Source organism: Bradyrhizobium sp. 132 (assembly GCF_023074185.1).
Classification (GTDB): Bacteria; Pseudomonadota; Alphaproteobacteria; order Rhizobiales; family Xanthobacteraceae; genus Bradyrhizobium.
In genome coordinates this window covers 100,226-120,334 of record NZ_JADPKY010000106.1, presented here as the reverse complement: position 1 = coordinate 120,334, position 20,109 = coordinate 100,226, and the positions used below count along the sequence as shown (strand labels likewise).

Below are 20,109 nucleotides of genomic sequence, written 5' to 3'. Positions count from 1 at the left end.
CCGATGTCCCCTGCCCGCAAGCGCGCGGATGTATTGCTGGTCGAGCGTGGCCTGTTCGAGAGCCGGGCGCGGGCGCGCGCGGCGATCGAGGCTGGGCTCGTCACTGCCGATGACAAGCAGGTCGCAAAACCGTCGGAGACCATCGCCGAGGATGCGGTGATCCGGGCCGAGCCCGCACACCCCTATGTCTCCCGCGGCGGCGTCAAGCTCGCCGGCGCGCTTGAGCGCTACAGGATCGAGATCGAGGACCATGTCTGCCTCGACGTCGGCGCTTCCACTGGCGGATTCACCGAGGTGCTGCTGGCGAACGGCGCGAGCCTCGTCTTTGCCGTCGATGTCGGCACCAACCAGTTGCATCCCTCGCTGCGCGGTCACTCCAAAATCGTGTCGATGGAAGAGACCGACATCCGCGCCTATGACGGCAAGCGCTTGCCGGCGCGGCCCGATGTCGTCGTTATCGACGTCAGCTTCATCTCGCTCAAGGCGGTGCTGCCCGTGGCGCTATCCCTGGCGGCCGCACCGATGAGCCTGCTGGCGCTGATCAAGCCGCAATTCGAGGCGGAGCGGAAGCACAACAAGAAGGGCATCATCCGCGACGCCGCCGTGCGTCAGGATATCTGCAACGACATCGCCGCCTTTGCCGCCTCGCTCGGCTGTACCGATATCGAAGTGTTCCCGTCGGCAATCACCGGCGGCGACGGCAACATCGAATTCTTCCTGGGCGCGCGACGTGGTTGAGCGCGTGAAGATCGATCACGTCGGCCATCGCGGCGACGGCGTCTCGCTCGACGCGGGCTATGCCATCTACGTGCCCTACACGCTCGGCGGCGAGACCGTCGAAGTCGATCATGTCGTCGGCAACCATCCCGACCGCCGCAAGCTGCTGGCGGTGGATGTCGCCAGCCCCGAGCGCATCGCACCGTTCTGTCCGCATTTCGGCGTTTGTGGCGGCTGCGCGATCCAGCACTGGGCGGATGAACCGTATCACGCCTGGAAGCGCGGCATCGTGGTCGAGACGCTGGCGCAAGCCGGCATCGACTGCGAGGTGGCGCCACTGGTCGACGCCCACGGCGCGGGCCGCAGGCGCGTCACGCTGCACGGCCGGTTCGGCACGCATGACATCCTCAAGGTGGGTTTTTCTGCTGCTAGCTCACACGATGTCATTCCGATCCATCGCTGCCCGATCCTCGATCCCGGGCTCGAGGGTGCGCTCGATGCGGGTTGGGCACTCTCCGAGCTCCTGACGTCGAAGATGTCGGTGACAAAGCCGCTGGACATCCAGGTCACTGCCACCGCCAACGGTCTCGATGTCGATTTGCGCGGCTCCGGCCCACTGCCAACGCCCCTTGTGACGGCGCTGTCGCGCGTCGCCGAGCAGCACCGCCTGGCGCGGCTGACGCGGCATGGCGAGCTGGTGCTGCAACGCCTGGCGCCGACCCTGCAGATGGGTCGCGCCGAGGTGACGCTGCCGCCGGGCTCGTTCCTGCAAGCAACCGTTGCGGGCGAAGAGACGCTGGCGTCTCTCGTCGCGGAGCGAATCGGCAAGGCCAAGAACGTGCTCGACCTCTTCTGCGGCGTCGGCCCGTTTGCGTTGCGGCTCGCCGAAAAGGCCCGCGTCACCGCCCATGACAACGATGCCGGCGCCATTGCAGCGCTCGAAAAAGCCGCGCGTACGCCGGGGCTCAAGCCGATCAAGGCCGAGCCGCGCGACCTGTTCCGCCGCCCCCTGGTGCCGCCGGAGCTGCGCGACTTCGACGCCGTGGTGTTCGACCCGCCGCGCCAGGGCGCGCAGGCCCAGGCGTTGAAGCTCGCCGCGAGCAAGGTGCCCGTGGTGGTCGCGGTCTCCTGCAACGTCGCGACCTTTGCCCGCGACGCACGGCTCTTGATCGATGGCGGCTACAGGATCGACGGCGTCGTGCCGGTGGACCAGTTCCGCCACACGCCGCATGTCGAGCTGGTGGCGCGCTTTACGCGCTAGTTCTTATGTTTGAGGGTGCACTTTTCGGGAAACCGCGGCACACCTTCCGGGGTCATGCTCTACCGCCGAAGGACGCCCAATGCCGGCGACTCGCCGGGCAACATCGACGAGTTGATGTCGCTGTCCATGTTTCCCGATTGCTGCTGAATGAAACCGGCGCCGAACGACAGACTGAGGTTGGAGGTCGGCTTGAACTCGACACCTGCAAATGCGCCGTAGCCGGGCGAGGCGCTGGAGGTGAGCGGCGCAAGCGAGCTGCCAATGCCGCCACTGTATTTCAGCGTGTCGAAACCGGCAAAGAACGTGACGGGCATGCCGCCCGCGGTCTTGGTGTTGTAACCGAACTGCGTGCCATCATAAGAGAGCGCGCTGAAATTGCCGACGGAGGCGCTCTGGCTGAGACCGTTCAAACCGAGACTGCCGCGTTCGCTCCCGACAAAGAACCCGGGACGAAAATCGTAGCTTCCGTCTGCATCGCCGGCCTTGAAGCTTGGAAAATTACCGTAGGCAGCGGCGCTTTGGCTGCTAGTTCCGCCAAAGCCGAAAGCACCGCCCGGTATCCAATACCTCAGAGGCGCCACTTGTGCATGAGCCGTTGCTCCGCCGAGGCAGAGCACGGCGAAGACAGTTGCGAGGGCGCGTGGAGCTGCGAGACTGAGCATTCAGGTGACCGTCAAGGAAGTGCGGAAATTATACGCGACGGTTGCCGCGAATGCCAGTGGAGCTGACACGCCCGGGCGTCGTTCCATTCAACTCCCGCATGCGTTCCCGAGCTCTTGCACGGTTCGCACCGCGCCAAGAAGGGCTCCGACGAATCTACCGCGCGGCGCAACAGAAATTCGACGAGCGCGGCATCATGGATATCATCGGCCTGATTGGCTATTGCGACCTGGTCTCGATGACGCTGATCACCATGCAGACGGAAGCGCCGAACAACAGCGTGCTGCCACTGCGACCGCTCGCCGCCAAGTAGCCGGGGCGTTCGATTGCAGTACCGCGGCGCTGACATCATGCCGCAGCAAACGACGGTGAGGCGTTAAGCGGTCTTGTCCACCGAGGACGATGTATCCGCCGGTGGATATTTCGTCACCGGCACCATGAACGACTTGTTGCCGACCTGGTAGATGATCTTGCCATTTTGCCCGTCATCGGTCGCAATCTGCGCCTGCCCGAACATGATGACATTCTTGTAGACGGTGCCGGTGCCCTGCCGGGTGACGCCGTCAGTGGTGACGCTGATCTGGGCCTCGTTGCCGTTGACCCCGAGCACACGGAAGCTTGCGCTCTTGCCATTGTCACTGGAATAGCCGCCCCAGCTTCCCATTAGACGGCTGTCCGAGGCCGGCGGCGCCTGCTTATCCAGCGTCGCGGTCTGTTTGCCAGCGCCCGCAGAGGACAACAGCACCAAACTCTTGCCGTCCTTGGTGCCGACCGTGATGTTACCGAAGGTGAGAAGCGCGCCACTGACCTCGCCAAAACCGCGCTCGGTGTGCCCGTTATGGGTGTACTCGACCTGCGCCCGGGCACCGCGGATGTTCACGACCTTGAAGCCGACAGGCTGGTTGTTGCCCGCCCAACTGCCCTTCCAGTCACCGAGCAGGGCGCTCTGGTGATAAACCCGCTCGTTGGCGGGCGAAATCTGGCTGGTGCTCGACGTGACGATGGCCATTTGATTGCTCGGCGGATTTGTCTGACAGGTCCGCTTCGTTCGCGCCCCGACAACAAGGTCAGAACTTTATCCGGAAACAATTGGAGACAGCCAATTAGGGCCACGCGACGGTTAACGCATGGTTAAAATTCTATCAGAAGCAATTAGGGCAAAACGTCTCATTCGGCGGTAGCGCGTTTAGCGCCCCCAGCGGTCCGACCAGATCTTTTCGCCGATCATGCAGTTCACACGCGGCTCCTTGTCCTTGCCCGCAACGCGCATCACCGGACGCTCCGGCATACGGCCCGCAACCTCCATCAAGAGCTTTGTACGGATGGCTTCCTTGAACTTGTCGCGGTCCTTGATCGTAATCACGAAGGAACCGGGGCCGCCGATGACGCAGTCCTCATAGTAGAAGTCGAGATTGTCGATATCCATGGTCGAATAGGACGGCTCCTTGACCATGATCGGCAGGCCGTTGATGACGATGCCCTTCTCGATCGCTGCATCGCGCGCCACCGTGACCGGAGTGCCATTGTTGTTGGGACCGTCGCCGGAAATGTCGATCACGCGGCGCAAGCCCCGATAGGGATCTTCATCGAACAGCGGCATCGCGAAAGTGATAGCGCCGGAGATCGAGGTGCGCGAGGCACGACGGATCGGCGTCTTCAGGATTTCGGCGGCGACGGCATCGGCGGTCTCCGGTCCGTCGATCAGCCGCCAGGGAATGATGATCTTCTGGTCGGTCGAGGCGGCCCACTCGAAATAGGTCACGGCGATCCGGCCGTTCGGACCCAGCTTCAGTGCCTGCAAGAATTCCTTCGACTGGATCGCCTGGGCATAGCCTTCGCGCTGGATCGCGAGTTCGTCCATGTCCATGGAGTAGGATACGTCGACCGCGAGGATCAGCTCGACATCGACCGTCTGCGCGTCCCTGTCGGCTGCTTGCCGCTGCGGCTGATTTTTAGGCGACTCGAATTTGGGTCCTGGTGCCGCGATCCCCGCGACGTCCCCTCCGGCAAACATGCCGGTCACCAGCACAACCCCGATCGAGAACAGCAAGCGCATCGCAGCCTCCCGTCGTATGACGCGATGGTGACATGCAAACGCCTTGCCGCAAAGTCCGAAGATCGCTTGCGCTTCACATTCCAGTTAGGGATTTGCGAGTTGGGATTTGCGTCGCTTTACGCAAAGCTGCCGCCATGTTGCCGCGCTCGCGCCACTGGAACTGCGCGATCGCTGGCACCGTCATGCCGTCGCTCGCGGTGCGCTCCCGGAATGACGGGCCACTGGACAGAGCGCCCCGCTCATTTGTCCGGCGTGATTTCCATGCTAGGCTGGCCGTACAGATGGGGATGGAGTCCCCCGGCAACCGCCCGGCGGCCTGTGACCGTAGTGGGCTGATGACTCCTGCTTGAGGAGGGGCAACATGAAGCCTCTGCCTTTTGCGGGAGCATGGACAAACCCGCCGCTGGCGGGTTTTTTGTTGGCTGGACGCGAAGGCCAAGGAGCAGGCCCAAGGGGAGGCCAAGGAGAAGGCAAGGAGAAGTCCTGGACGTGACGACGACGACACCGATTGCTGCGCGTGCGGGGCTGCCCAGGGGAATCTGGGTGCTCGGCTTCGTGTCGATGCTGATGGACGTCTCCTCCGAGATGATCCACGCGCTGCTGCCGGTCTATCTCGTCACCGTGCTCGGCGCCTCCACGCTCACCGTCGGCTTCATCGAGGGCATTGCGGAGGCGACCGCCTCGATCACGAAAATCTTCTCCGGCGCATTGTCGGACTGGCTCGGCCGGCGCAAGCTCCTTGCAGCGCTCGGCTACGGGCTAGCAGCGCTGACAAAACCGCTATTCCCGCTTGCCCCCAGCGTCGGATGGCTGGTTGCCGCGCGCTTCATCGACCGCGTCGGCAAGGGCATTCGCGGCGCGCCGCGCGATGCGCTGATCGCCGATATCGCACCCATCGGCCTGCGCGGCGCGAGCTTCGGCCTGCGGCAGTCGCTCGACACCGTTGGCGCGTTCGTCGGGCCGCTCGTGGCGATCGCCCTGATGTGGTGGACGGCGGACAATTTTACGGCGGTATTCTGGGTGGCGGTGCTGCCGGCATTCCTGTCGTTCGGACTGATCGCGTTCGCGGTGAGTGAACCGGAGTCAGATCCGAGCCGGGAGCTTGCAAAAAACCCGCTCAATCGCGCCGCGATGCGGCAGCTCGGATCCATCTACTGGCGCGTTGTGGCGGTCAGCGTGGTCTTCACGCTCGCGCGTTTCAGCGAGGCCTTTTTGATCCTGCGCGCACAGCACATTGGGCTCAATGTGATGTGGGTGCCGGCCGTGCTGGTGCTGATGAACATCGCCTATGCGTTGTCCGCCTATCCGGCCGGCGTGCTCTCGGACCGGATCAACCGCACCGGCTTGCTCGCGCTCGGCCTCGTCTTGCTCGCCGGCGCCGATCTCGCGCTCGCGCTGCTGCCAAGCCTTGGGGGCCTCGCACTCGGCGTCGTGCTATGGGGGCTGCATATGGGATTGACGCAAGGCCTGCTCTCGGCCCTCGTCGCCGACGCCGCGCCACCGAGCTTGCGCGGCACCGCGTTCGGCTATTTCAACCTGTTCACCGGCCTTGCCTTGCTGGCCGCAAGCGTGATCGCCGGCGCGCTGTGGGATACTTATGGTCCGGCCGGCACGTTCCTGGCCGGGCTCGGCTTCGCGCTAGTCGCGCTTATGGGGCTGTTCGCCGTCGGCAGCGGGCTGGCAACGGAGCAAAAATGATGACGGGGGGCTGTTTGTCGTGCTGAGCGGAGTGCTTGCGATCATTATCGGCAGCGTGCTGGGCGGCTGTGCGCGCTATTTCGTCTCCGGCGCGATCGCGCGACGGATGGGCGAGACGTTTCCATGGGGCACCATGACCATCAACGTCACCGGCGCCTTCCTGATCGGGATTTTTGGCGCACTGGCGACCCATCCCGGCTCGGCCTTCGCCACGCCCAATCCATGGCTGTTCACGGTGACCGGCTTTCTCGGCTGCTACACCACGGTGTCCTCGTTCAGCCTGCAAACGCTGACGCTGGCGCGGAACGGCGAGCCGATGCATGCGTTTGGCAATGTCGTGTGCTCGGTCGGGCTGTGCCTTGCGGCCGTCAGTTGCGGCTTCCTCCTCGCGGACACTCTGGGAGTCTAGAGGCAGATGAAGTCCCCCTCCTCCGCCGATCGCCGGCGCACCGCGATGCTCTATGCCTGGGTTACTGCCGGCAGCATCGTCGGCGGGCTCACGCGCTACCTCGTCGGGCTCGCGCTCGACACCGGCCCCGGCTTCCCCGTCGCGACGCTGTTCATCAACGCCACCGGCTCGCTGATCATCGGCTTCTACGCGACGCTGACCGGGCCCGACGGCCGCGTGCTGGCGCGGCCCGAGCACCGGCAGTTTGTCATGACCGGGTTCTGCGGCGGCTACACGACCTTTTCAACCTTCAGCCTGGAGACCTTCCGCCTGTTCCACGACGGCATGAAATATACGGCGCTCGCCTATATCGCGGCGTCCGTCATCTGCTGGCTGGTATCGGTATGGGCAGGCCATATGATGGCCAGCCGCACCAACCGCTTGACAAGGAGCTGACCATGCAAATTCCCAATCAGGCAGTTTCGCTCCGGATCTTCATTGGCGAGAACGACCATTTCGACGGCAAGCCGCTCTATGAAGCGATCGTGATGACGGCGCGCGAGCGGCATCTGGCCGGCGCCACCGTGCTGCGCGGCCCGATGGGCTTCGGAAAGTCGAGCCGGCTGCACACTTCGAAAATCCTGCGGCTGTCGGAAGACCTGCCGCTGCTGATCGAGATCGTCGACAGCGAGGACAACATCAACGCATTCCTGCCCTTCCTGGATGGCATGATGTCGAGCGGCCTGATCACCTTGGAGAAGGTGCACGTCCTGCAATATGGTGAGAAGGCCGCGCGCTGAGCGCGCCGGCAGGAACCCGAGCCCGCCGTATTCGGGAGGCGGAATGAACGACACCGTCATCAAGCCGAAAACCAGGACGAAGACCAAGGTCGAGCGGCCGAAGCTGCACAAGGTCATCCTGATCAACGACGACTTTACGCCGCGCGAATTCGTCACCATGATCCTCAAGGCCGAATTCCGGATGACCGAGGATCAGGCCTACAAGGTGATGATCACCGCCCACAAGCTCGGCGCTTGCGTGGTCGCGGTGTTCACCAGGGACGTCGCCGAGACCAAGGCCACCCGCGCAACGGATGCCGCCCGCACCAAGGGCCATCCGCTGCTGTTCACGACGGAGCCGGAGGAATAGCACTCAGTCGACCAGCGCCGGCGCTTCATCCGCGAGCCCGTACACGCGCTGCGCCTTGGAAAATCCCGCGATCGGGAATTCTCCGAGCTCGTGCCAGTCGTGTTGGCAGACATTGGCAAAGCCTTCCGAGGCCACGATGGTCCGCCCTAGCCGACCCGTGATCTTCTCGAGCCTAGCGGCAAGGTTGACGGCGGGTCCGATGCAGGTGAAGTCGAGGCGGTTGCCGCCGCCAATATTGCCGTAGAGGATGTTGCCGACATGGAGCGCGACGCCGAAGCGGAAGCGCTCGATGGCGTCGCCGACCGGAAAGGCGAGCGCCTCGACGCTGGCGCGGGATTCGCGCGCCGCCTCCAGCACGCGCGAGCAGACATGGGCGGCATCGCCGACATATTCGTCGATCGGAAACACCGCGAGCAAGCCGTCGCCCATGAATTTCAGGACCTCGCCGCCATGGCCGCGGATCGCGGTGACCTGGCAGTCGAAATAATGGTTGAGGATCTCGACCACGGTCTCGGCCGGCAGCCGGTCCGACAGCGCGGTGAAGCCGCGCAGGTCGGAGAGCCAGATCGCAGCCTGCATGGTGTCGTTGTGGCCGCGGCGGATCTGGCCGCCGAGGATACGCGCGCCGGCACGGTTGCCGACATAGGTATCGAGCAGCATCTCGGCGGTGCGGCGCAGGCTGATGATCTCGCTGACGCGCGCAAGCGGTGCCATGAGGGTGCGGATCGCAGCGATGTCGTCATCGCTGAAGCCGCCGGGATCCCGCGTGACCCAGCTCGTTGCGTGGATAGAGCCATCGAGATACGGCATCGGCACCGCGATATAGTCGGTCACCCCTTCGGCGCGCATGTCATCGAGGAACGGAAAGCGCTTGCTGTCGGGGTCGTCCATGCGGCCCCTGACCTCGATCCCCTCTTCGAACACGATACGAAGCGGGCTCCTGGCGAATTCGGGCGTGTCCAGGATATCGAAATCGACGGTCCCGATCTCGACCTTCTGACCTTCCCGCCAGATGAAATTGCGGCCGAAGATTTCCGGATGCAGCGTACGAATGAAGATGCCGAACCGCCACAGCGGCAAGCCGGCTGCGACCAGATGTTCGCAGACGTCGGCGATCATCTCCGACGGGGTCCCCGACGACCTGGCGCCGTCGATCAACCAGTTGGTGATGCGCTGGAGTTCGGAGTTTTGCATGTCCGCATTTGCGGACGAAGTTGTGGGATCGTCAAGCTGCGCGGTGGGCTGGTGGCGCGACACTAGCGACCCACCCAGCGCTAGCGTCCCACCTGCCCGCGGTCGCGCAGGAAATGATCGGCCAAGACGCAGGCCATCATGGCTTCGCCGACGGGGACGGCGCGGATGCCGACGCAGGGGTCGTGGCGGCCCTTGGTGAATATCTCGGTGTCGGCGCCGTTGCGATCGACCGTCAAACGCGGCTGCAGGATCGACGAGGTCGGCTTCACCGCAAAGCGCACCACCACCGGCTGTCCCGTGGAGATGCCGCCCAGCACGCCGCCGGCGTGGTTGGACAGAAAGCGCGTGCCGTCATTGCCGGTACGCATCTCGTCGGCGTTCTCTTCGCCGGTCAATTCCGCCGCGCCAAAGCCGGCGCCGATCTCGACGCCCTTCACCGCGTTGATGGTCATCATCGCGGCTGCCAACTCGGAATCGAGCTTCGCATAGATCGGCGCACCAAGGCCGGCCGGCACGCCTTCGGCGACGACCTCGACCACCGCGCCGATCGAGGAGCCGCTCTTGCGGATGCCATCGAGATAGGTCTCGAAGAACGCGGCCTTGTCCTTGTCGGGACAGAAGAACGGGTTTTTCGCAATCTCGTCCCAGTCCCACTTGTCGCGGTCGATCTTGTGCGGACCGATCTGCACCAGCGCGCCGCGCACCCTGACGTCGGGCAGCACTTTTCGTGCGATCGCACCGGCAGCAACGCGCGTCGCCGTCTCGCGCGCCGAAGAACGGCCGCCACCGCGGTAATCGCGCAGGCCGTATTTGGCCTCGTAGGTGAAGTCGGCATGACCAGGGCGAAACTTGTCCTTGATCTCGGAATAATCCTTCGAGCGCTGGTCGGTGTTCTCGATCAGCAGCCCGATCGGCGTGCCCGTCGTCACCTGTACGCCGGTCTCCGGATGCGCCATCACGCCGGAGAGGATCTTCACCTGATCTGGCTCCTGGCGCTGGGTCGTGAAGCGCGACTGGCCGGGCCGGCGGCGATCGAGATCGCCCTGGATGTCTACCTCGACGAGCGGGATCATGGGCGGGCAGCCGTCGACCACACAGCCGATCGCTACCCCGTGGCTCTCGCCGAAGGTGGTGACGCGGAACATGTGGCCGAAGGTGTTGAAGGACATCGCGGCTCGCTAGCTTGGTTCCCGCGTGTGGTAACGCGCGGGGGGCCGGGGGTCAAACCCGCAGCCGCCACGGGAGACGGCCAACCGGCTTAACTAAACTTCTCCAGCCGCCCGTCGCGGAACACATAGACTGCGCCCTGCTCGATATAGAGTTCGGCGGCGCTCGCCGGCGTCTCCAGGCCGAGTGAAACCATCAGGGCCCGGCAGGTCCCGCCATGGGCAACCGCGACGGTGTCGGTCCGGAGCTGGTCGTACCAGGCGCGCACGCGGACCTGTACTTCGGCGTAGGTCTCCCCGTCCGCGGGGCCCACCGTCCATTTGTCGGCGAGGCGCCGGGCGTAGACATCGGGATCGGAGGCCTCGCTCTCGGCCAGCGTCAGTCCCTCCCAGGTGCCGTAGCCGATCTCGCGCAGGCGATCGTCGAGCGTGTAGTCCGCAGGCGGCAGTTCGAGCTTGCCCCGCGCCAGTTCCATGGTCTGCCGCGCGCGGCCAAGCGGGCTCGACACGTAGGGAAATGCAGCCTTGTCGCGGCCGTCGCGCTTGAACAGATCGGCGAGAATGCCCCCGGCCTGCACAGCCTGACCGCGGCCGCGCGCGTTCAGCGGAATGTCCTTGGTGCCCTGAAGCCTGCCGAGCGCATTCCACTCGGTCTCGCCGTGGCGAAGGTAATAGATCGTGGGCACGGGCATTCCAGGTAAAGGTTAGTCCTTGCTGCCGAACGAAATGTCAGGTGCGTCGGGGCGCTTCATGCCGAGCACGTGATAGCCGGAATCGACGTGGTGCACCTCGCCAGTGACGCCTCGCGACAGGTCGGAGAGGAAATACAGCGCGCTGCCGCCGACATCTTCAGTGGTCACGTTGCGCCGCATCGGTGCGTTGGCCTCGTTCCACTTCAGGATATAGCGGAAATCGCCGATGCCGGACGCCGCGAGCGTCTTGATCGGACCCGCCGAGATCGCGTTGACGCGGATGTTCTTCTCGCCGAGATCGGCCGCGAGATAGCGCACGCTCGCTTCGAGCGCCGCCTTCGCCACGCCCATCACGTTGTAATGCGGCATCCACTTCTCGGCGCCGTAATAGCTGAGCGTGATCAGCGAGCCGCCGTCGGTCATCAGCTTCTCGGCGCGCTGCGCCACGGCCGTGAACGAATAGCAGGAGATCAGCATGGACTTCGAAAAATTTTCCTGCGTGGTGTCGACGTAGCGACCATCCAGCTGCTCGCCATAGGCGATCGCGTGCACCAGGAAATCGATCTTGCCCCACTTCTCCTTCAGCACCGCGAAGGCCGCGTCAATGGTCGCGGCATCGGTGACGTCGCAATGGCCGAGCACGAGCCCGCCGATCTCGGCGGCGAGCGGCTCGACGCGCTTCTTCAGCGCATCGCCCTGGTAGGTGAAGGCGAGCTCGGCGCCGGCCGCGTGGCATGCCTTGGCGATGCCCCAGGCGATCGAACGGTTGTTGGCAACACCGAGGATGACCCCGCGCTTGCCTTGCATCAGTCCCTGCATCAGACCTGAATTCTGCGCCATTTGCTAACGTCCCGTCGAGCTCTCGGTGAGGTCTGGAGGTACACCAGCCCTCCTTTGCGGTACAGTCCTAATACGCGGCGTTAACGCTGTTTCGAGCGCCGGAATAGCTGTTCCGCTCGGGTGTTATGATCGTTGTGGCACTCGCGCCGGACACCAGGACGTCAAGACCGCAATGAGTGCGTTTCGACAAAGTGTGGAAGCAATGATCCCGGCGTTGCGCCGCTACGCCCGCGCGCTCATGCGCGAGGCGGATGCGGCCGACGATCTGGTGCAGGATACATTGGTGCGGGCGCTGCGTTCAGAGCGCCTGTTCCTCGGGGGCGACGTCAGGAGCTGGCTCTACACGATCCTGACCAACCTCAACAAGAACCGGCGGCGCTCGCTGGCAAGGCGCCCGCAATTCATGCAGCTGACGGAGAACAACCCGGATGCCAGCGGGACCGAAGCCGAAGGGCGCGATATCGAGAAGGCACTGGCGACGCTCGTCGAGGAGCAACGCTCGGTGCTGCTCCTGGTGATGCTGGAGGGCATGAGCTATCGCGAGGTCGCCGACATCCAGGGCGTGCCGATCGGCACCGTAATGTCGCGCCTGGCACGCGCCCGCGCCCACGTTAAAGCCTCGCTGGAGGGTGAGCGCCCGGCGCTCAAGCGGGTGAAGTAATGGCAGGGTGGATGCATTGCGCATGTCGCTTCCCCTGCGTGGAGTGGGAAGCAGCGCAGTTGAACCGCGTAAGATATTTTGGGCCGCAGAGCCAGAGACGACCGATATGAACGACCGCAATATTCCCCTCACAGAAGACGAACTGCACGCCTATGTCGACGGCGAGCTACCGGCCGAGCGCAGCACCGACGTCGAGGCCTGGCTAGTCGCCCACCCTGACGATGCCGAGCGCGTGCAGTCCTGGCGCGCCGTCGCCGAGATGCTGCACGCCCGCTACGATTCCGTCGCCCAGGAGCAGGTGCCGGCGCGGCTGGAGCTCGAGCGGCTGGAGCGCCGGCCCCGCCAGTGGCTCTATGGCGCCGCCGCGGCGGTGCTTGTTGCCTTCGTCGCCGGCGGCACCGCCGGCTGGGTCGCGCATGGCGCCGCCAATGCCCCCTCGACCTTCCAGAACTTTACGACCGACGCGCTCGACGCACACCGCCTCTACGTCGTCGAGGTTCGCCACCCCGTCGAGGTCGGCGGCAACGAGCGCGACCACCTCCAGGCCTGGCTGACCCGGCGCTGCGGCTGGACCGTGTTTGCACCGAACCTGGAGGCGAGCGGGCTGAAGCTCGTCGGCGGCCGGCTCCTGCCTGGGCCGAACGGTCCGGCATCGTTCCTGATGTACGAGGGCGCCTCAGGCGAGCGGTACACGATCTACACCGCCAAGACCGAGAACGGCGCGACGCAGATGCGCTACGCCAGAGCGGACAAGGACGGGGCGCTGTTCTGGGCCGAGCGCGGCGTCGGCTACGTCGTCAGCGGTGGCGGCGACCGGGACCGGCTGACCAAAGTGGCGCAGGCGGTCTACGACCAGGCAGAGAAAAAAGGCACCTAGACAACCACGCAAACGCGGTGCCTCGATTCCGACATTGAAAATTTGGAATCAAGACATCGGCGCGTCTCATTATCGCACCGGATGATCACGCGAAAATGAGCAGCGTTCGATCCGCCGATCGACGCGGGCGGCCTCGATTGGGGTTTTTGGTACCGCGCTGGTCCCCCTCTCGAGGCCGCACCTTTTTATCGGCTGCCCCGCCGGGCAGCCGACACGTCGAGCACGTGAGCCAACAGGGGCTACCACGCCTCGGCATATGATGAGCATCATCTCCATGGACGACGCTCTCAGTCTTTAGGAGAACCCCTTCAGCTGCCGATCTCGCCCTAACCGAGCCCGCTACGTGGATTGTAGGGGTGTTGGTCCCGCCACTTTTCCATCAATGCTTCAAGCTCGGCGTCGTTCCCGTCCGGTAGCATAATCCTGATAGTGACGAAGAGATCCCCGGTTCCGCCTGCTTTTGGCAATCCTTTGCCCTTAAGGCGGAAGGTCCGGCCGCTGGACGTGTTTTTCGGGACCGACAGCTCCACTGCATTGCCGAGTGTGGGCACGCGGACCTTACCGCCAAGCACCGCCTCATAGAGCGTGACCGGTAGGTCGATCCTGAGGTCGGCACCCTCGACCTTGAAAAACGAATGCGGTGCGATGGTAATCGTGATCAGGAGATCGCCCGGCGGGTGGCCCTGCGCGGTCTCGCCCTGCCCCTTCAGCCGGATCTGCCGGCCGCTGACCACGCCGATCGGAATTTTGACGTTGAGTTCCTTGCCCGTCGGCAGCCGGACGCGCTTCTCCCCGCCCTGCACCGACTCCTCCAGCGAAACGGTCATGGCGACGTTCAGGTCGAGATCGACCCCGATCCCGCCGGTGTCGAATTCGAACTGCCCGGGCCCGCCGGCCCCGGGCCGCGCCCCGCGCACCCCGCCCCCGAACATGCTGTTGAGGATGTCCTCGAACGCGCCGCCGCCCTGACCAGGGCCCGCGCCGCCACTGCGGAACGTGTAGCTTTCGAACCCGCCGGGACCGGCGCGACCGCGCGGCCCGCCGCCGCCGCCGGGAAAGCCCTGGAACCGCGGCTTGCCGTCGGCGCCGATCTCGCCACGATCAAACTGCTTGCGCTTATCCTCGTCGCCGAGGATCTCGTTGGCCGTGTTGATCTCGGCGAAGTGCTCGGCGGCCCGCGGATCGTTCTGGTTGTTGTCGGGATGGTGCTTCTTGGCAAGCTTGCGATAGGCGCTTTTGATCGCGGCAGCGTTGGCGCTCCGCGGCACCCCCAAGATCTCGTAGGGGTCGCGCATCCGTCACGTCTCCTTCAGGAAATCGATATGTTCAAAGGGCTCCCCGCCCCACCTGGGCTTCATGTGGGGGCGAGTGGCATTTTTGCAACTAGCTCGCGGAGCCGATTTCTAACTCCGCCACGGCTTTAGCGTATGAATCTCCCAACGGCCACGGCTGCTTTGGCAGCCGGCGCCCTGGAGCCAGCTTTCGGTGGTGCCGTTGACATAGCTCGCGAGGAAGTCGCGGCACTTGCGGCCGTCCTCGGCGGCATAGGATTGCGCGATCGGCGTCACCGAACCGCGGGCGCCGGTCTCGGGATTCTCCCAGTGTTGGCTGGAATCCTTGTCGCCCTTGCTCAGGATGTCTGAGGCGGCATTGCGGGCGAAGGCGAGATCGGTCTCGGTCGGAGCCGCCTCCTTCGCCGACATCGTGATCGAGCCGGTGAGATCGCTGTCGTCGGCCTTGGCGTAGGCACTCTTGTCATTGCGGGAAAAGCTGCAACCGCCGGTGCCGAGCCCGATCAGAATGATCGTCATGACGACGCCGGACGGCCGGATCGCCGATAGGCCAACGCGTCCCCATGCCCTATATAGGGCGGTAGCGGACAACAACGCGTTTTGGGCCGCAGGACGCAACTCGGACTCCAGACATGACCGACACGACCCCGATGAAACACCAGACACCCTTAACATCCGGTGATTTCACCGCCGCCGACGAGCCTTTTGCGCTGTTCGAGGCTTGGCTGAACGAGGCGACCAAGAGCGAGCCGAACGATCCGAACGCCATGGCGCTCTCGACCGTCGACGCCGACGGGCTGCCGGACGTGCGCATGGTGCTGATGAAGGGCTTCGATACCGAGGGTTTCGTCTTCTACAGCCACATCGCCAGCCAGAAGGGCCGCGAACTCGCCGCAAATCCTAAGGCCGCGTTACTTTTTCACTGGAAGTCGCTGCGCCGGCAGGTCCGCATCCGCGGCAACGTGACGCCGGTAAGCGAGGCCGAAGCCGACGCCTATTTCGCCACCCGTCCGAAGCAGGCGCAGATCGGCGCCTGGGCGAGCAAGCAGTCGCAAGAGCTAGAGAGCCGCTTCGCCTTCGAGCAGGCGATCGCCAAGGTCGCCGCCAAGCACATGATCGGCGAGGTGCCGCGACCGCCGGGCTGGAGCGGCTGGCGCATCACGCCGTCGCGTATCGAGTTCTGGCACGATCGCCCATTCCGCCTGCACGACCGCATCGAATTTCGTCGTGACGCGGCCGGCCAACCATGGTCCAAGGCGCGGATGTATCCTTAGTATTTTGTTTGAGCATGATCTTTTCGGAAAACCGCTGCACACTTTTCCGGATCATGCTCCAACCTGAAAGAGCTTCATGTCGCAGTCTTCCAACGCGCCACGCCGTACGCTGCTCCTGACCGGAGCCAGCCGCGGCATCGGCCACGCGACCGTAATCCGATTTTCCTCGGCCGGCTGGCGCGTCATCACCTGTTCGCGGCATCCGTTCCCGGAGGATTGTCCCTGGGATGCGGGCCCTGAGGACCATATCCAGGTCGACCTCGCCACCCCCACCGATACCACGCGCGCGATCTCCGACATCCGCGACCGCCTCGAAGGCGGCATGCTGCATGCGCTGGTCAACAACGCCGCGATCTCGCCGAAGGGTGTCGGCGGCTCCAGGCTCGGCTCGGTCGACACTGACCTCGAGACCTGGACGCACGTGTTCAACGTCAACTTCTTCGCTCCGATCATGATGGCGCGGGGGCTGATCGAGGAGTTGAAGGCGGCCAGGGGATCGGTGGTCAACGTCACTTCGATCGCCGGCTCGCGCGTACATCCCTTCGCGGGCGCCGCCTACGCAACCTCGAAGGCCGCGCTCGCATCCCTGACGCGCGAGATGGCCTCCGACTTCGGCCGCGTCGGCGTTCGCGTCAACGCGATCGCGCCGGGCGAGATCGACACCTCGATCCTGTCGCCGGGCACCGAGAAGATCGTCGACCAGCAGATCCCGATGCACCGCCTCGGCACGCCCGACGAGGTCGCCAAGATCATCTACGTGCTGTGCACGGACACCTCGTCCTACGTCAACGGCGCCGAGATCCACATCAACGGCGGTCAGCACGTGTAATCTCTCGTCGTCATTGAATGAAGGTCAGTTGCGGCGAGTCTGACAGCCCTTCAAGCAGGGCGCTTCCGGCGACGTGGCTGCAACGGCGTCCCCTCATAGAGATCAGCGACGGCGCATTGCAGTCCGAATGCAGGCAGCTTTAATTCCTCGGACCCGCCGAGTGTTTGCGAGTTCCAACCACTCGGCGTTCTGGCGTCGAGACGGACCTCCATTCGGTCCTGCTCGATGATGAGCACCGCCTCGCAGGCCGCATGCGCGAGGTAGATGGTTCGTTTGACGTCGATCCACCTCTTCTCGGTGGCGGGCACCCGCGTGTCGTCAGTGGCGGAGACGATCTCTGCCAACAGATAGGCTCGCTCGACGAACCTCTGGTCCGGCTCGTACTCGGCGTCGATGACGGCAACATCCGGGTCGGGGCGGAATTCGCCCGATCCGAGTTCGATGCCGGGACGCTGCATTGCGATGCGACTCTGATCGTGACTCGCCAGCGCGTCATTGAGCAGACGCTCAAGATTTCCCGCGATGCGGTTGTGCGCAATCGTTGGCGGCGTCATCATCATCGGGACACCCCCGACAAGCTCCCAGCGCTCATGGTCCGGCCGACCTTCCTGGAACAGGCGGAAGCGCTCGCCGGACATCCGCCCGGCCGTGGTGGGTTCTTCGATTCCAACACCCATCGGCGTCTCCGACGTCACCGGGCGCGAGCCTAATCGGCTCCGCCGTGAACGCCAATAGAGATAAGAAGGGCTGGCAGGGGACGCCACCGTCCCCGTCAGAAGCTGCGAGCCAAATGTGGGGAAGAGCTACGGGAACGGAAGCAAGGCGATCCAGACAACGCCGCCGCAAGACCTGGATCGCCCTTACCTTCCGTTGTCAATCGGCGCGGAACCGACGCGGCTGTTCGCGCAGCCGGGGAGCTGCGGAAGTGATTGCAGTCGAGCAGTCGTCGTCGTTCTCGCCGTCGAGCAGCGGAGCACCACAGTGCCGGCACATGCGTGCCGACATCGACGACGCCTTGCCGCTCGCCAGGACCTGACGATAATTCGCCAGATCGATGACGTTGCGGGGCGACGTTATGTGTTTTTCAACCATGGCTGTTCCTCGCGGCTAACATGCTGCTTATCGCAGACAAGTTTCGCGCAAACGTTCAGCCCACCGCTCAAATTTTACCGGAGGAATTGGGGCGCTGCGCACACATCACCGCACGGCCTCAATCCCGATCTATTCTGCAACACCCAACGCCATCTCTCTGTGACCGGCGTAAGGTCTCGGTAGGTATCTTTGCTTGAGCATGATCTTTTCGGAAAACCGCTGCACACTTTTCCGGATCATGCTCCTACAGCCACTTCTTCCACTTGAAGATCCAATAAGGAACGATCGCCGCGATCAGCATCAAAACCAGCGCGTACGGATAGCCGTGCGCCCAATCGAGTTCCGGCATCGACTTGAAGTTCATGCCGTAGATCGAGGCGATCAGCGTCGGCGGCATCAGGACAACGGCCATGACCGAAAACAGCTTGATGATGTTGTTCTGCTCGAGATTGACGACGCCGAGCATGGCGTCGAGCACGAAGGTGATCTTGCTGGAGAGATAGGAGGCGTGGTCGGTCAGCGAGGAGACGTCGCGCTGCATGGTCTTGAGCTGCTCGCGCATGTCCTTCGACCATTTCACGCCTTCGACGATCGCCGAGAGGAAGGTGACGACGCGGCCGATCGACACCAGGCTCTCGCGGACCTTGGAGGTCAGGTCGCCCTTGCGGCCGATCGAGATCAGGATTTGCGAGTATTGCTTGGCGTGGCCGTGACGCTCGCTCTCCGGCTCGAAGATGTCATGGGAGACCTGGTCAATGTCGGCGCCGCAGCGTTCCAGAATGTCGGCGCAGCGGTCGATCACCGCGTCCAGCAGTTCCATCAGCACCATCTCGCCGGTGATTGCAGGCGTGCAGGACCGGGCAAGCTTGGCTTCCACCAGCGCAAAGGGCTTCGGCTGGTCGTAGCGCACTGTCACCAGGCGATGGTCGCCGAGAATGAAGGTGACGGCCGTGGTCCGGGGCATGTCGGTGTCGGATTGGCACATCAGCGTCGCCGTCATGTAGCGCGCGCCGTTCTCGATATAGAGGCGGCTGGAGATCTCGATCTCCTGCATGTCCTCCCGGGTGGGGATCGCGATCCCCGACAGCTTCTCCACGGCCTTGTCCTCGGCCGCGGTCGGGTTGACCAGGTCGATCCAGACCGCATGCTCCGGTACTGCCGCCAGATCCTCGACGATGGCCTTCTTGAGGGAGGACTCGGAGGGAACAAATACCGAAAACATGAACAACTCCAGAGAACCTGCGACAGAATGACAGCGTTTAGCGCGATTCTGACAAGTTCATGATGACAAGCACATTAACGGAGCGTTTGCATTTGTGGCGGCGCCGTGGCTCAACTGTGGCGCGAAAACACATATTCGCGCGCGTTGCCCAGAAACCGTCGCTGGACCGCAAAACTTGCGGCAGAAAAGCCACAGGTAAGGTCTTGCAGCGCGGGAAAAGCGTCGAAACGCTGGAATTGTGGCAGATTTCAACGATAATGGGGCCAACGGAGTCGTGGTCTTTGGGCTTGGTCCAAGCTCCACGCAAGTTTGTTGTTGTCGATTGGAACCAAATCATGTCGTCGCTGAAAGTTATGCTGGGTATTTTGGCCGCTGGCCTGATGCTGTCGGGCTGCATGCAGGCCACACATTTTGAGGCGACCGACACCAAGGCCTTCAAGCCGAAGGACAAGGAACTGCTTGCCAAGGTTCGGTACGAGAACACCCCGGTCGCAGAGCCATTCCGCCGCGCCATCGTCGACTATCACCGCAAGGAATCACCGGGTTCGATCGTGGTCGATTCCGACAACCACTACCTTTACTGGGTGATGGATGGCGGAAAGGCGATCCGCTACGGCATCACGGTCGGCGAAGAGGCCATGGCCTGGTCGGGCATCGCCAAGGTCGGCAGCATGACCGAGTGGCCGGCATGGCATCCGACCCCGGGCGAGATTTCACGTCTGGGCGTACCGACCTTCGTTGCGCCCGGTCCGGACAATCCGATGGGCTCGCGCGCGATGTATCTCTATTCGGGCGGCAAGGACACGCTGTTCCGCATCCACGGTACCAACCAGCCCGAATATATCGGCGCCTCGATTTCGTCGGGCTGTATCCGCATGACCAACGAGGACGCGATCGACCTCTATACCCGCGTCAAGGTCGGTACGATTGTGGTCGTGCTCGAACCCAAGCATGGCGACTCGCCCTATAATTCGCGGCTGGCACTCGGCGCCGGCGGAACTGGCCAGGCGGGCAGCTACTGATCCCGTCCTGATCTTTCCG

At 63.8% G+C, this 20,109-nt stretch carries 25 protein-coding genes and 1 riboswitch; of the genes, 13 read left to right on the top strand and 12 right to left on the bottom strand.

Annotated features, from left to right (window positions below; all coding sequences use genetic code 11):
* Positions 1–3 precede the first annotated feature (3 nt).
* Together IVA74_RS22200 and IVA74_RS22195 are read left to right on the top strand one after the other, a co-directional pair.
* Positions 4–738, top strand: a complete 735-nt coding sequence (locus IVA74_RS22200; RefSeq protein ID WP_247348071.1) for a TlyA family RNA methyltransferase — start codon at positions 4–6, stop codon at positions 736–738.
* Positions 731–1,978, top strand: coding sequence for a methyltransferase (locus IVA74_RS22195; protein ID WP_247348069.1), 1,248 nt, complete (start codon positions 731–733; stop codon positions 1,976–1,978). Before IVA74_RS22200 ends, IVA74_RS22195 begins: the two co-directional genes overlap by 8 nt.
* 59 nt (positions 1,979–2,037) lie before the next feature.
* Here the strand turns inward: IVA74_RS22195 and IVA74_RS22190 are convergent, their stop codons facing one another.
* Complete coding sequence (locus IVA74_RS22190; RefSeq protein ID WP_247348067.1) at positions 2,038–2,640, bottom strand: hypothetical protein; 603 nt, start codon at positions 2,638–2,640, stop codon at positions 2,038–2,040.
* A gap of 50 nt (positions 2,641–2,690) precedes the next feature.
* Here IVA74_RS22190 and IVA74_RS22185 point away from each other — a divergent pair, with 50 nt between their 5' ends.
* Positions 2,691–2,951, top strand: coding sequence for a hypothetical protein (locus tag IVA74_RS22185; RefSeq protein ID WP_247348065.1), 261 nt, complete (start codon positions 2,691–2,693; stop codon positions 2,949–2,951).
* Positions 2,952–3,014: 63 nt separating this feature from the next.
* Here IVA74_RS22185 and IVA74_RS22180 read toward each other — a convergent pair whose 3' ends face one another.
* A complete protein-coding gene (locus tag IVA74_RS22180; protein WP_247348063.1) occupies positions 3,015–3,647 on the bottom strand; it encodes a hypothetical protein in 633 nt (210 codons plus the stop codon).
* Between the two features lie 177 nt (positions 3,648–3,824).
* A complete protein-coding gene (locus IVA74_RS22175; protein WP_247348061.1) occupies positions 3,825–4,694 on the bottom strand; it encodes a DUF1194 domain-containing protein in 870 nt (289 codons plus the stop codon).
* A gap of 274 nt (positions 4,695–4,968) precedes the next feature.
* Positions 4,969–5,046, top strand: a riboswitch (Fluoride riboswitch).
* Positions 5,047–5,183: 137 nt separating this feature from the next.
* Here IVA74_RS22175 and IVA74_RS22170 point away from each other — a divergent pair.
* The 5 genes from IVA74_RS22170 to clpS are packed head-to-tail and all read left to right on the top strand — an operon-like array spanning position 5,184 to position 7,929.
* On the top strand, positions 5,184–6,392 hold the full coding sequence (locus IVA74_RS22170; RefSeq protein ID WP_247348059.1) for an MFS transporter: 1,209 nt from the start codon (positions 5,184–5,186) through the stop codon (positions 6,390–6,392).
* Between the two features lie 10 nt (positions 6,393–6,402).
* On the top strand, positions 6,403–6,801 hold the full coding sequence (gene crcB / locus IVA74_RS22165) for a fluoride efflux transporter CrcB (protein ID WP_247348291.1): 399 nt from the start codon (positions 6,403–6,405) through the stop codon (positions 6,799–6,801).
* 6 nt (positions 6,802–6,807) lie between these two features.
* On the top strand, positions 6,808–7,236 hold the full coding sequence (gene crcB / locus IVA74_RS22160) for a fluoride efflux transporter CrcB (RefSeq protein WP_247348058.1): 429 nt from the start codon (positions 6,808–6,810) through the stop codon (positions 7,234–7,236).
* Between the two features lie 2 nt (positions 7,237–7,238).
* Entirely contained in the window at positions 7,239–7,580 is a 342-nt protein-coding gene (locus IVA74_RS22155) for a DUF190 domain-containing protein (RefSeq protein WP_247348056.1), read from the top strand.
* Positions 7,581–7,623: 43 nt separating this feature from the next.
* On the top strand, positions 7,624–7,929 hold the full coding sequence (gene clpS, locus IVA74_RS22150) for an ATP-dependent Clp protease adapter ClpS (protein ID WP_247348054.1): 306 nt from the start codon (positions 7,624–7,626) through the stop codon (positions 7,927–7,929).
* Positions 7,930–7,932: 3 nt separating this feature from the next.
* Here the strand turns inward: clpS and IVA74_RS22145 are convergent, their stop codons facing one another.
* The 4 genes from IVA74_RS22145 to fabI form a co-directional block, all read right to left on the bottom strand.
* Positions 7,933–9,123: an adenylate/guanylate cyclase domain-containing protein gene (locus tag IVA74_RS22145; RefSeq protein WP_247348052.1), complete on the bottom strand. Its 1,191-nt coding sequence runs from the start codon at positions 9,121–9,123 to the stop codon at positions 7,933–7,935.
* 80 nt (positions 9,124–9,203) lie between these two features.
* Positions 9,204–10,292 carry a chorismate synthase gene (aroC, locus tag IVA74_RS22140; protein ID WP_247348050.1) on the bottom strand — a complete coding sequence of 363 codons (1,089 nt, stop codon included), beginning with the start codon at positions 10,290–10,292 and terminating at the stop codon, positions 9,204–9,206.
* An 89-nt stretch (positions 10,293–10,381) separates the two neighbouring features.
* Positions 10,382–10,981, bottom strand: a complete 600-nt coding sequence (locus IVA74_RS22135; RefSeq protein WP_247348047.1) for a histidine phosphatase family protein — start codon at positions 10,979–10,981, stop codon at positions 10,382–10,384.
* Between the two features lie 12 nt (positions 10,982–10,993).
* Positions 10,994–11,821: an enoyl-ACP reductase FabI gene (gene fabI / locus IVA74_RS22130; RefSeq protein WP_247348045.1), complete on the bottom strand. Its 828-nt coding sequence runs from the start codon at positions 11,819–11,821 to the stop codon at positions 10,994–10,996.
* A gap of 172 nt (positions 11,822–11,993) precedes the next feature.
* On the opposite strand from fabI, the gene IVA74_RS22125 reads away from it, so the two are divergent.
* The gene (locus IVA74_RS22125) at positions 11,994–12,482 is read left to right on the top strand and encodes a sigma-70 family RNA polymerase sigma factor (RefSeq protein ID WP_247348044.1); all 489 of its coding nucleotides are present in this window, start codon (positions 11,994–11,996) and stop codon (positions 12,480–12,482) included.
* A gap of 106 nt (positions 12,483–12,588) precedes the next feature.
* Complete coding sequence (locus IVA74_RS22120; RefSeq protein ID WP_247348289.1) at positions 12,589–13,359, top strand: anti-sigma factor; 771 nt, start codon at positions 12,589–12,591, stop codon at positions 13,357–13,359.
* Between the two features lie 326 nt (positions 13,360–13,685).
* Here IVA74_RS22120 and IVA74_RS22115 read toward each other — a convergent pair whose 3' ends face one another.
* Together IVA74_RS22115 and IVA74_RS22110 are read right to left on the bottom strand one after the other, a co-directional pair.
* A complete protein-coding gene (locus tag IVA74_RS22115) occupies positions 13,686–14,654 on the bottom strand; it encodes a DnaJ C-terminal domain-containing protein (protein ID WP_247348043.1) in 969 nt (322 codons plus the stop codon).
* 108 nt (positions 14,655–14,762) lie between these two features.
* A complete protein-coding gene (locus tag IVA74_RS22110; protein WP_346730968.1) occupies positions 14,763–15,170 on the bottom strand; it encodes an RT0821/Lpp0805 family surface protein in 408 nt (135 codons plus the stop codon).
* A 113-nt stretch (positions 15,171–15,283) separates the two neighbouring features.
* On the opposite strand from IVA74_RS22110, the gene pdxH reads away from it, so the two are divergent.
* Entirely contained in the window at positions 15,284–15,925 is a 642-nt protein-coding gene (gene pdxH / locus IVA74_RS22105; RefSeq protein ID WP_247348041.1) for a pyridoxamine 5'-phosphate oxidase, read from the top strand.
* 76 nt (positions 15,926–16,001) lie between these two features.
* Positions 16,002–16,754, top strand: coding sequence for an SDR family oxidoreductase (locus tag IVA74_RS22100; RefSeq protein ID WP_247348040.1), 753 nt, complete (start codon positions 16,002–16,004; stop codon positions 16,752–16,754).
* A 50-nt stretch (positions 16,755–16,804) separates the two neighbouring features.
* Here IVA74_RS22100 and IVA74_RS22095 read toward each other — a convergent pair whose 3' ends face one another.
* From IVA74_RS22095 to IVA74_RS22085, 3 genes are all read right to left on the bottom strand, one after another.
* Entirely contained in the window at positions 16,805–17,449 is a 645-nt protein-coding gene (locus IVA74_RS22095) for a Uma2 family endonuclease (protein ID WP_346730967.1), read from the bottom strand.
* Positions 17,450–17,627: 178 nt separating this feature from the next.
* Positions 17,628–17,846 carry a hypothetical protein gene (locus tag IVA74_RS22090; protein WP_247348039.1) on the bottom strand — a complete coding sequence of 73 codons (219 nt, stop codon included), beginning with the start codon at positions 17,844–17,846 and terminating at the stop codon, positions 17,628–17,630.
* A 244-nt stretch (positions 17,847–18,090) separates the two neighbouring features.
* On the bottom strand, positions 18,091–19,068 hold the full coding sequence (locus IVA74_RS22085; RefSeq protein WP_247348038.1) for a magnesium transporter CorA family protein: 978 nt from the start codon (positions 19,066–19,068) through the stop codon (positions 18,091–18,093).
* A 335-nt stretch (positions 19,069–19,403) separates the two neighbouring features.
* Between IVA74_RS22085 and IVA74_RS22080 the strand changes: the two genes are divergently transcribed.
* The gene (locus IVA74_RS22080; protein ID WP_247348037.1) at positions 19,404–20,090 is read left to right on the top strand and encodes a L,D-transpeptidase; all 687 of its coding nucleotides are present in this window, start codon (positions 19,404–19,406) and stop codon (positions 20,088–20,090) included.
* Positions 20,091–20,109: the final 19 nt, after the last annotated feature.

Coding starts and splice junctions, on each gene's coding strand:
- IVA74_RS22190 (WP_247348067.1), bottom strand. CDS start 2,640: ATGCTCAGTCTCGCAGCTCCACGCGCCCTCGCAACTGTCTTCGCCGTG.
- IVA74_RS22115 (WP_247348043.1), bottom strand. CDS start 14,654: ATGCGCGACCCCTACGAGATCTTGGGGGTGCCGCGGAGCGCCAACGCT.
- IVA74_RS22145 (WP_247348052.1), bottom strand. CDS start 9,123: ATGCAAAACTCCGAACTCCAGCGCATCACCAACTGGTTGATCGACGGC.
- IVA74_RS22135 (WP_247348047.1), bottom strand. CDS start 10,981: ATGCCCGTGCCCACGATCTATTACCTTCGCCACGGCGAGACCGAGTGG.
- IVA74_RS22125 (WP_247348044.1), top strand. CDS start 11,994: ATGAGTGCGTTTCGACAAAGTGTGGAAGCAATGATCCCGGCGTTGCGC.
- IVA74_RS22100 (WP_247348040.1), top strand. CDS start 16,002: ATGTCGCAGTCTTCCAACGCGCCACGCCGTACGCTGCTCCTGACCGGA.
- IVA74_RS22090 (WP_247348039.1), bottom strand. CDS start 17,846: ATGGTTGAAAAACACATAACGTCGCCCCGCAACGTCATCGATCTGGCG.
- IVA74_RS22175 (WP_247348061.1), bottom strand. CDS start 4,694: ATGCGCTTGCTGTTCTCGATCGGGGTTGTGCTGGTGACCGGCATGTTT.
- clpS (WP_247348054.1), top strand. CDS start 7,624: ATGAACGACACCGTCATCAAGCCGAAAACCAGGACGAAGACCAAGGTC.
- IVA74_RS22200 (WP_247348071.1), top strand. CDS start 4: ATGTCCCCTGCCCGCAAGCGCGCGGATGTATTGCTGGTCGAGCGTGGC.
- aroC (WP_247348050.1), bottom strand. CDS start 10,292: ATGTCCTTCAACACCTTCGGCCACATGTTCCGCGTCACCACCTTCGGC.
- IVA74_RS22085 (WP_247348038.1), bottom strand. CDS start 19,068: ATGTTTTCGGTATTTGTTCCCTCCGAGTCCTCCCTCAAGAAGGCCATC.
- IVA74_RS22120 (WP_247348289.1), top strand. CDS start 12,589: ATGAACGACCGCAATATTCCCCTCACAGAAGACGAACTGCACGCCTAT.
- fabI (WP_247348045.1), bottom strand. CDS start 11,821: ATGGCGCAGAATTCAGGTCTGATGCAGGGACTGATGCAAGGCAAGCGC.
- pdxH (WP_247348041.1), top strand. CDS start 15,284: ATGACCGACACGACCCCGATGAAACACCAGACACCCTTAACATCCGGT.
- IVA74_RS22180 (WP_247348063.1), bottom strand. CDS start 3,647: ATGGCCATCGTCACGTCGAGCACCAGCCAGATTTCGCCCGCCAACGAG.
- IVA74_RS22155 (WP_247348056.1), top strand. CDS start 7,239: ATGCAAATTCCCAATCAGGCAGTTTCGCTCCGGATCTTCATTGGCGAG.
- IVA74_RS22080 (WP_247348037.1), top strand. CDS start 19,404: ATGTCGTCGCTGAAAGTTATGCTGGGTATTTTGGCCGCTGGCCTGATG.
- IVA74_RS22185 (WP_247348065.1), top strand. CDS start 2,691: ATGCCAGTGGAGCTGACACGCCCGGGCGTCGTTCCATTCAACTCCCGC.
- crcB (WP_247348058.1), top strand. CDS start 6,808: ATGAAGTCCCCCTCCTCCGCCGATCGCCGGCGCACCGCGATGCTCTAT.
- IVA74_RS22110 (WP_346730968.1), bottom strand. CDS start 15,170: ATGACGATCATTCTGATCGGGCTCGGCACCGGCGGTTGCAGCTTTTCC.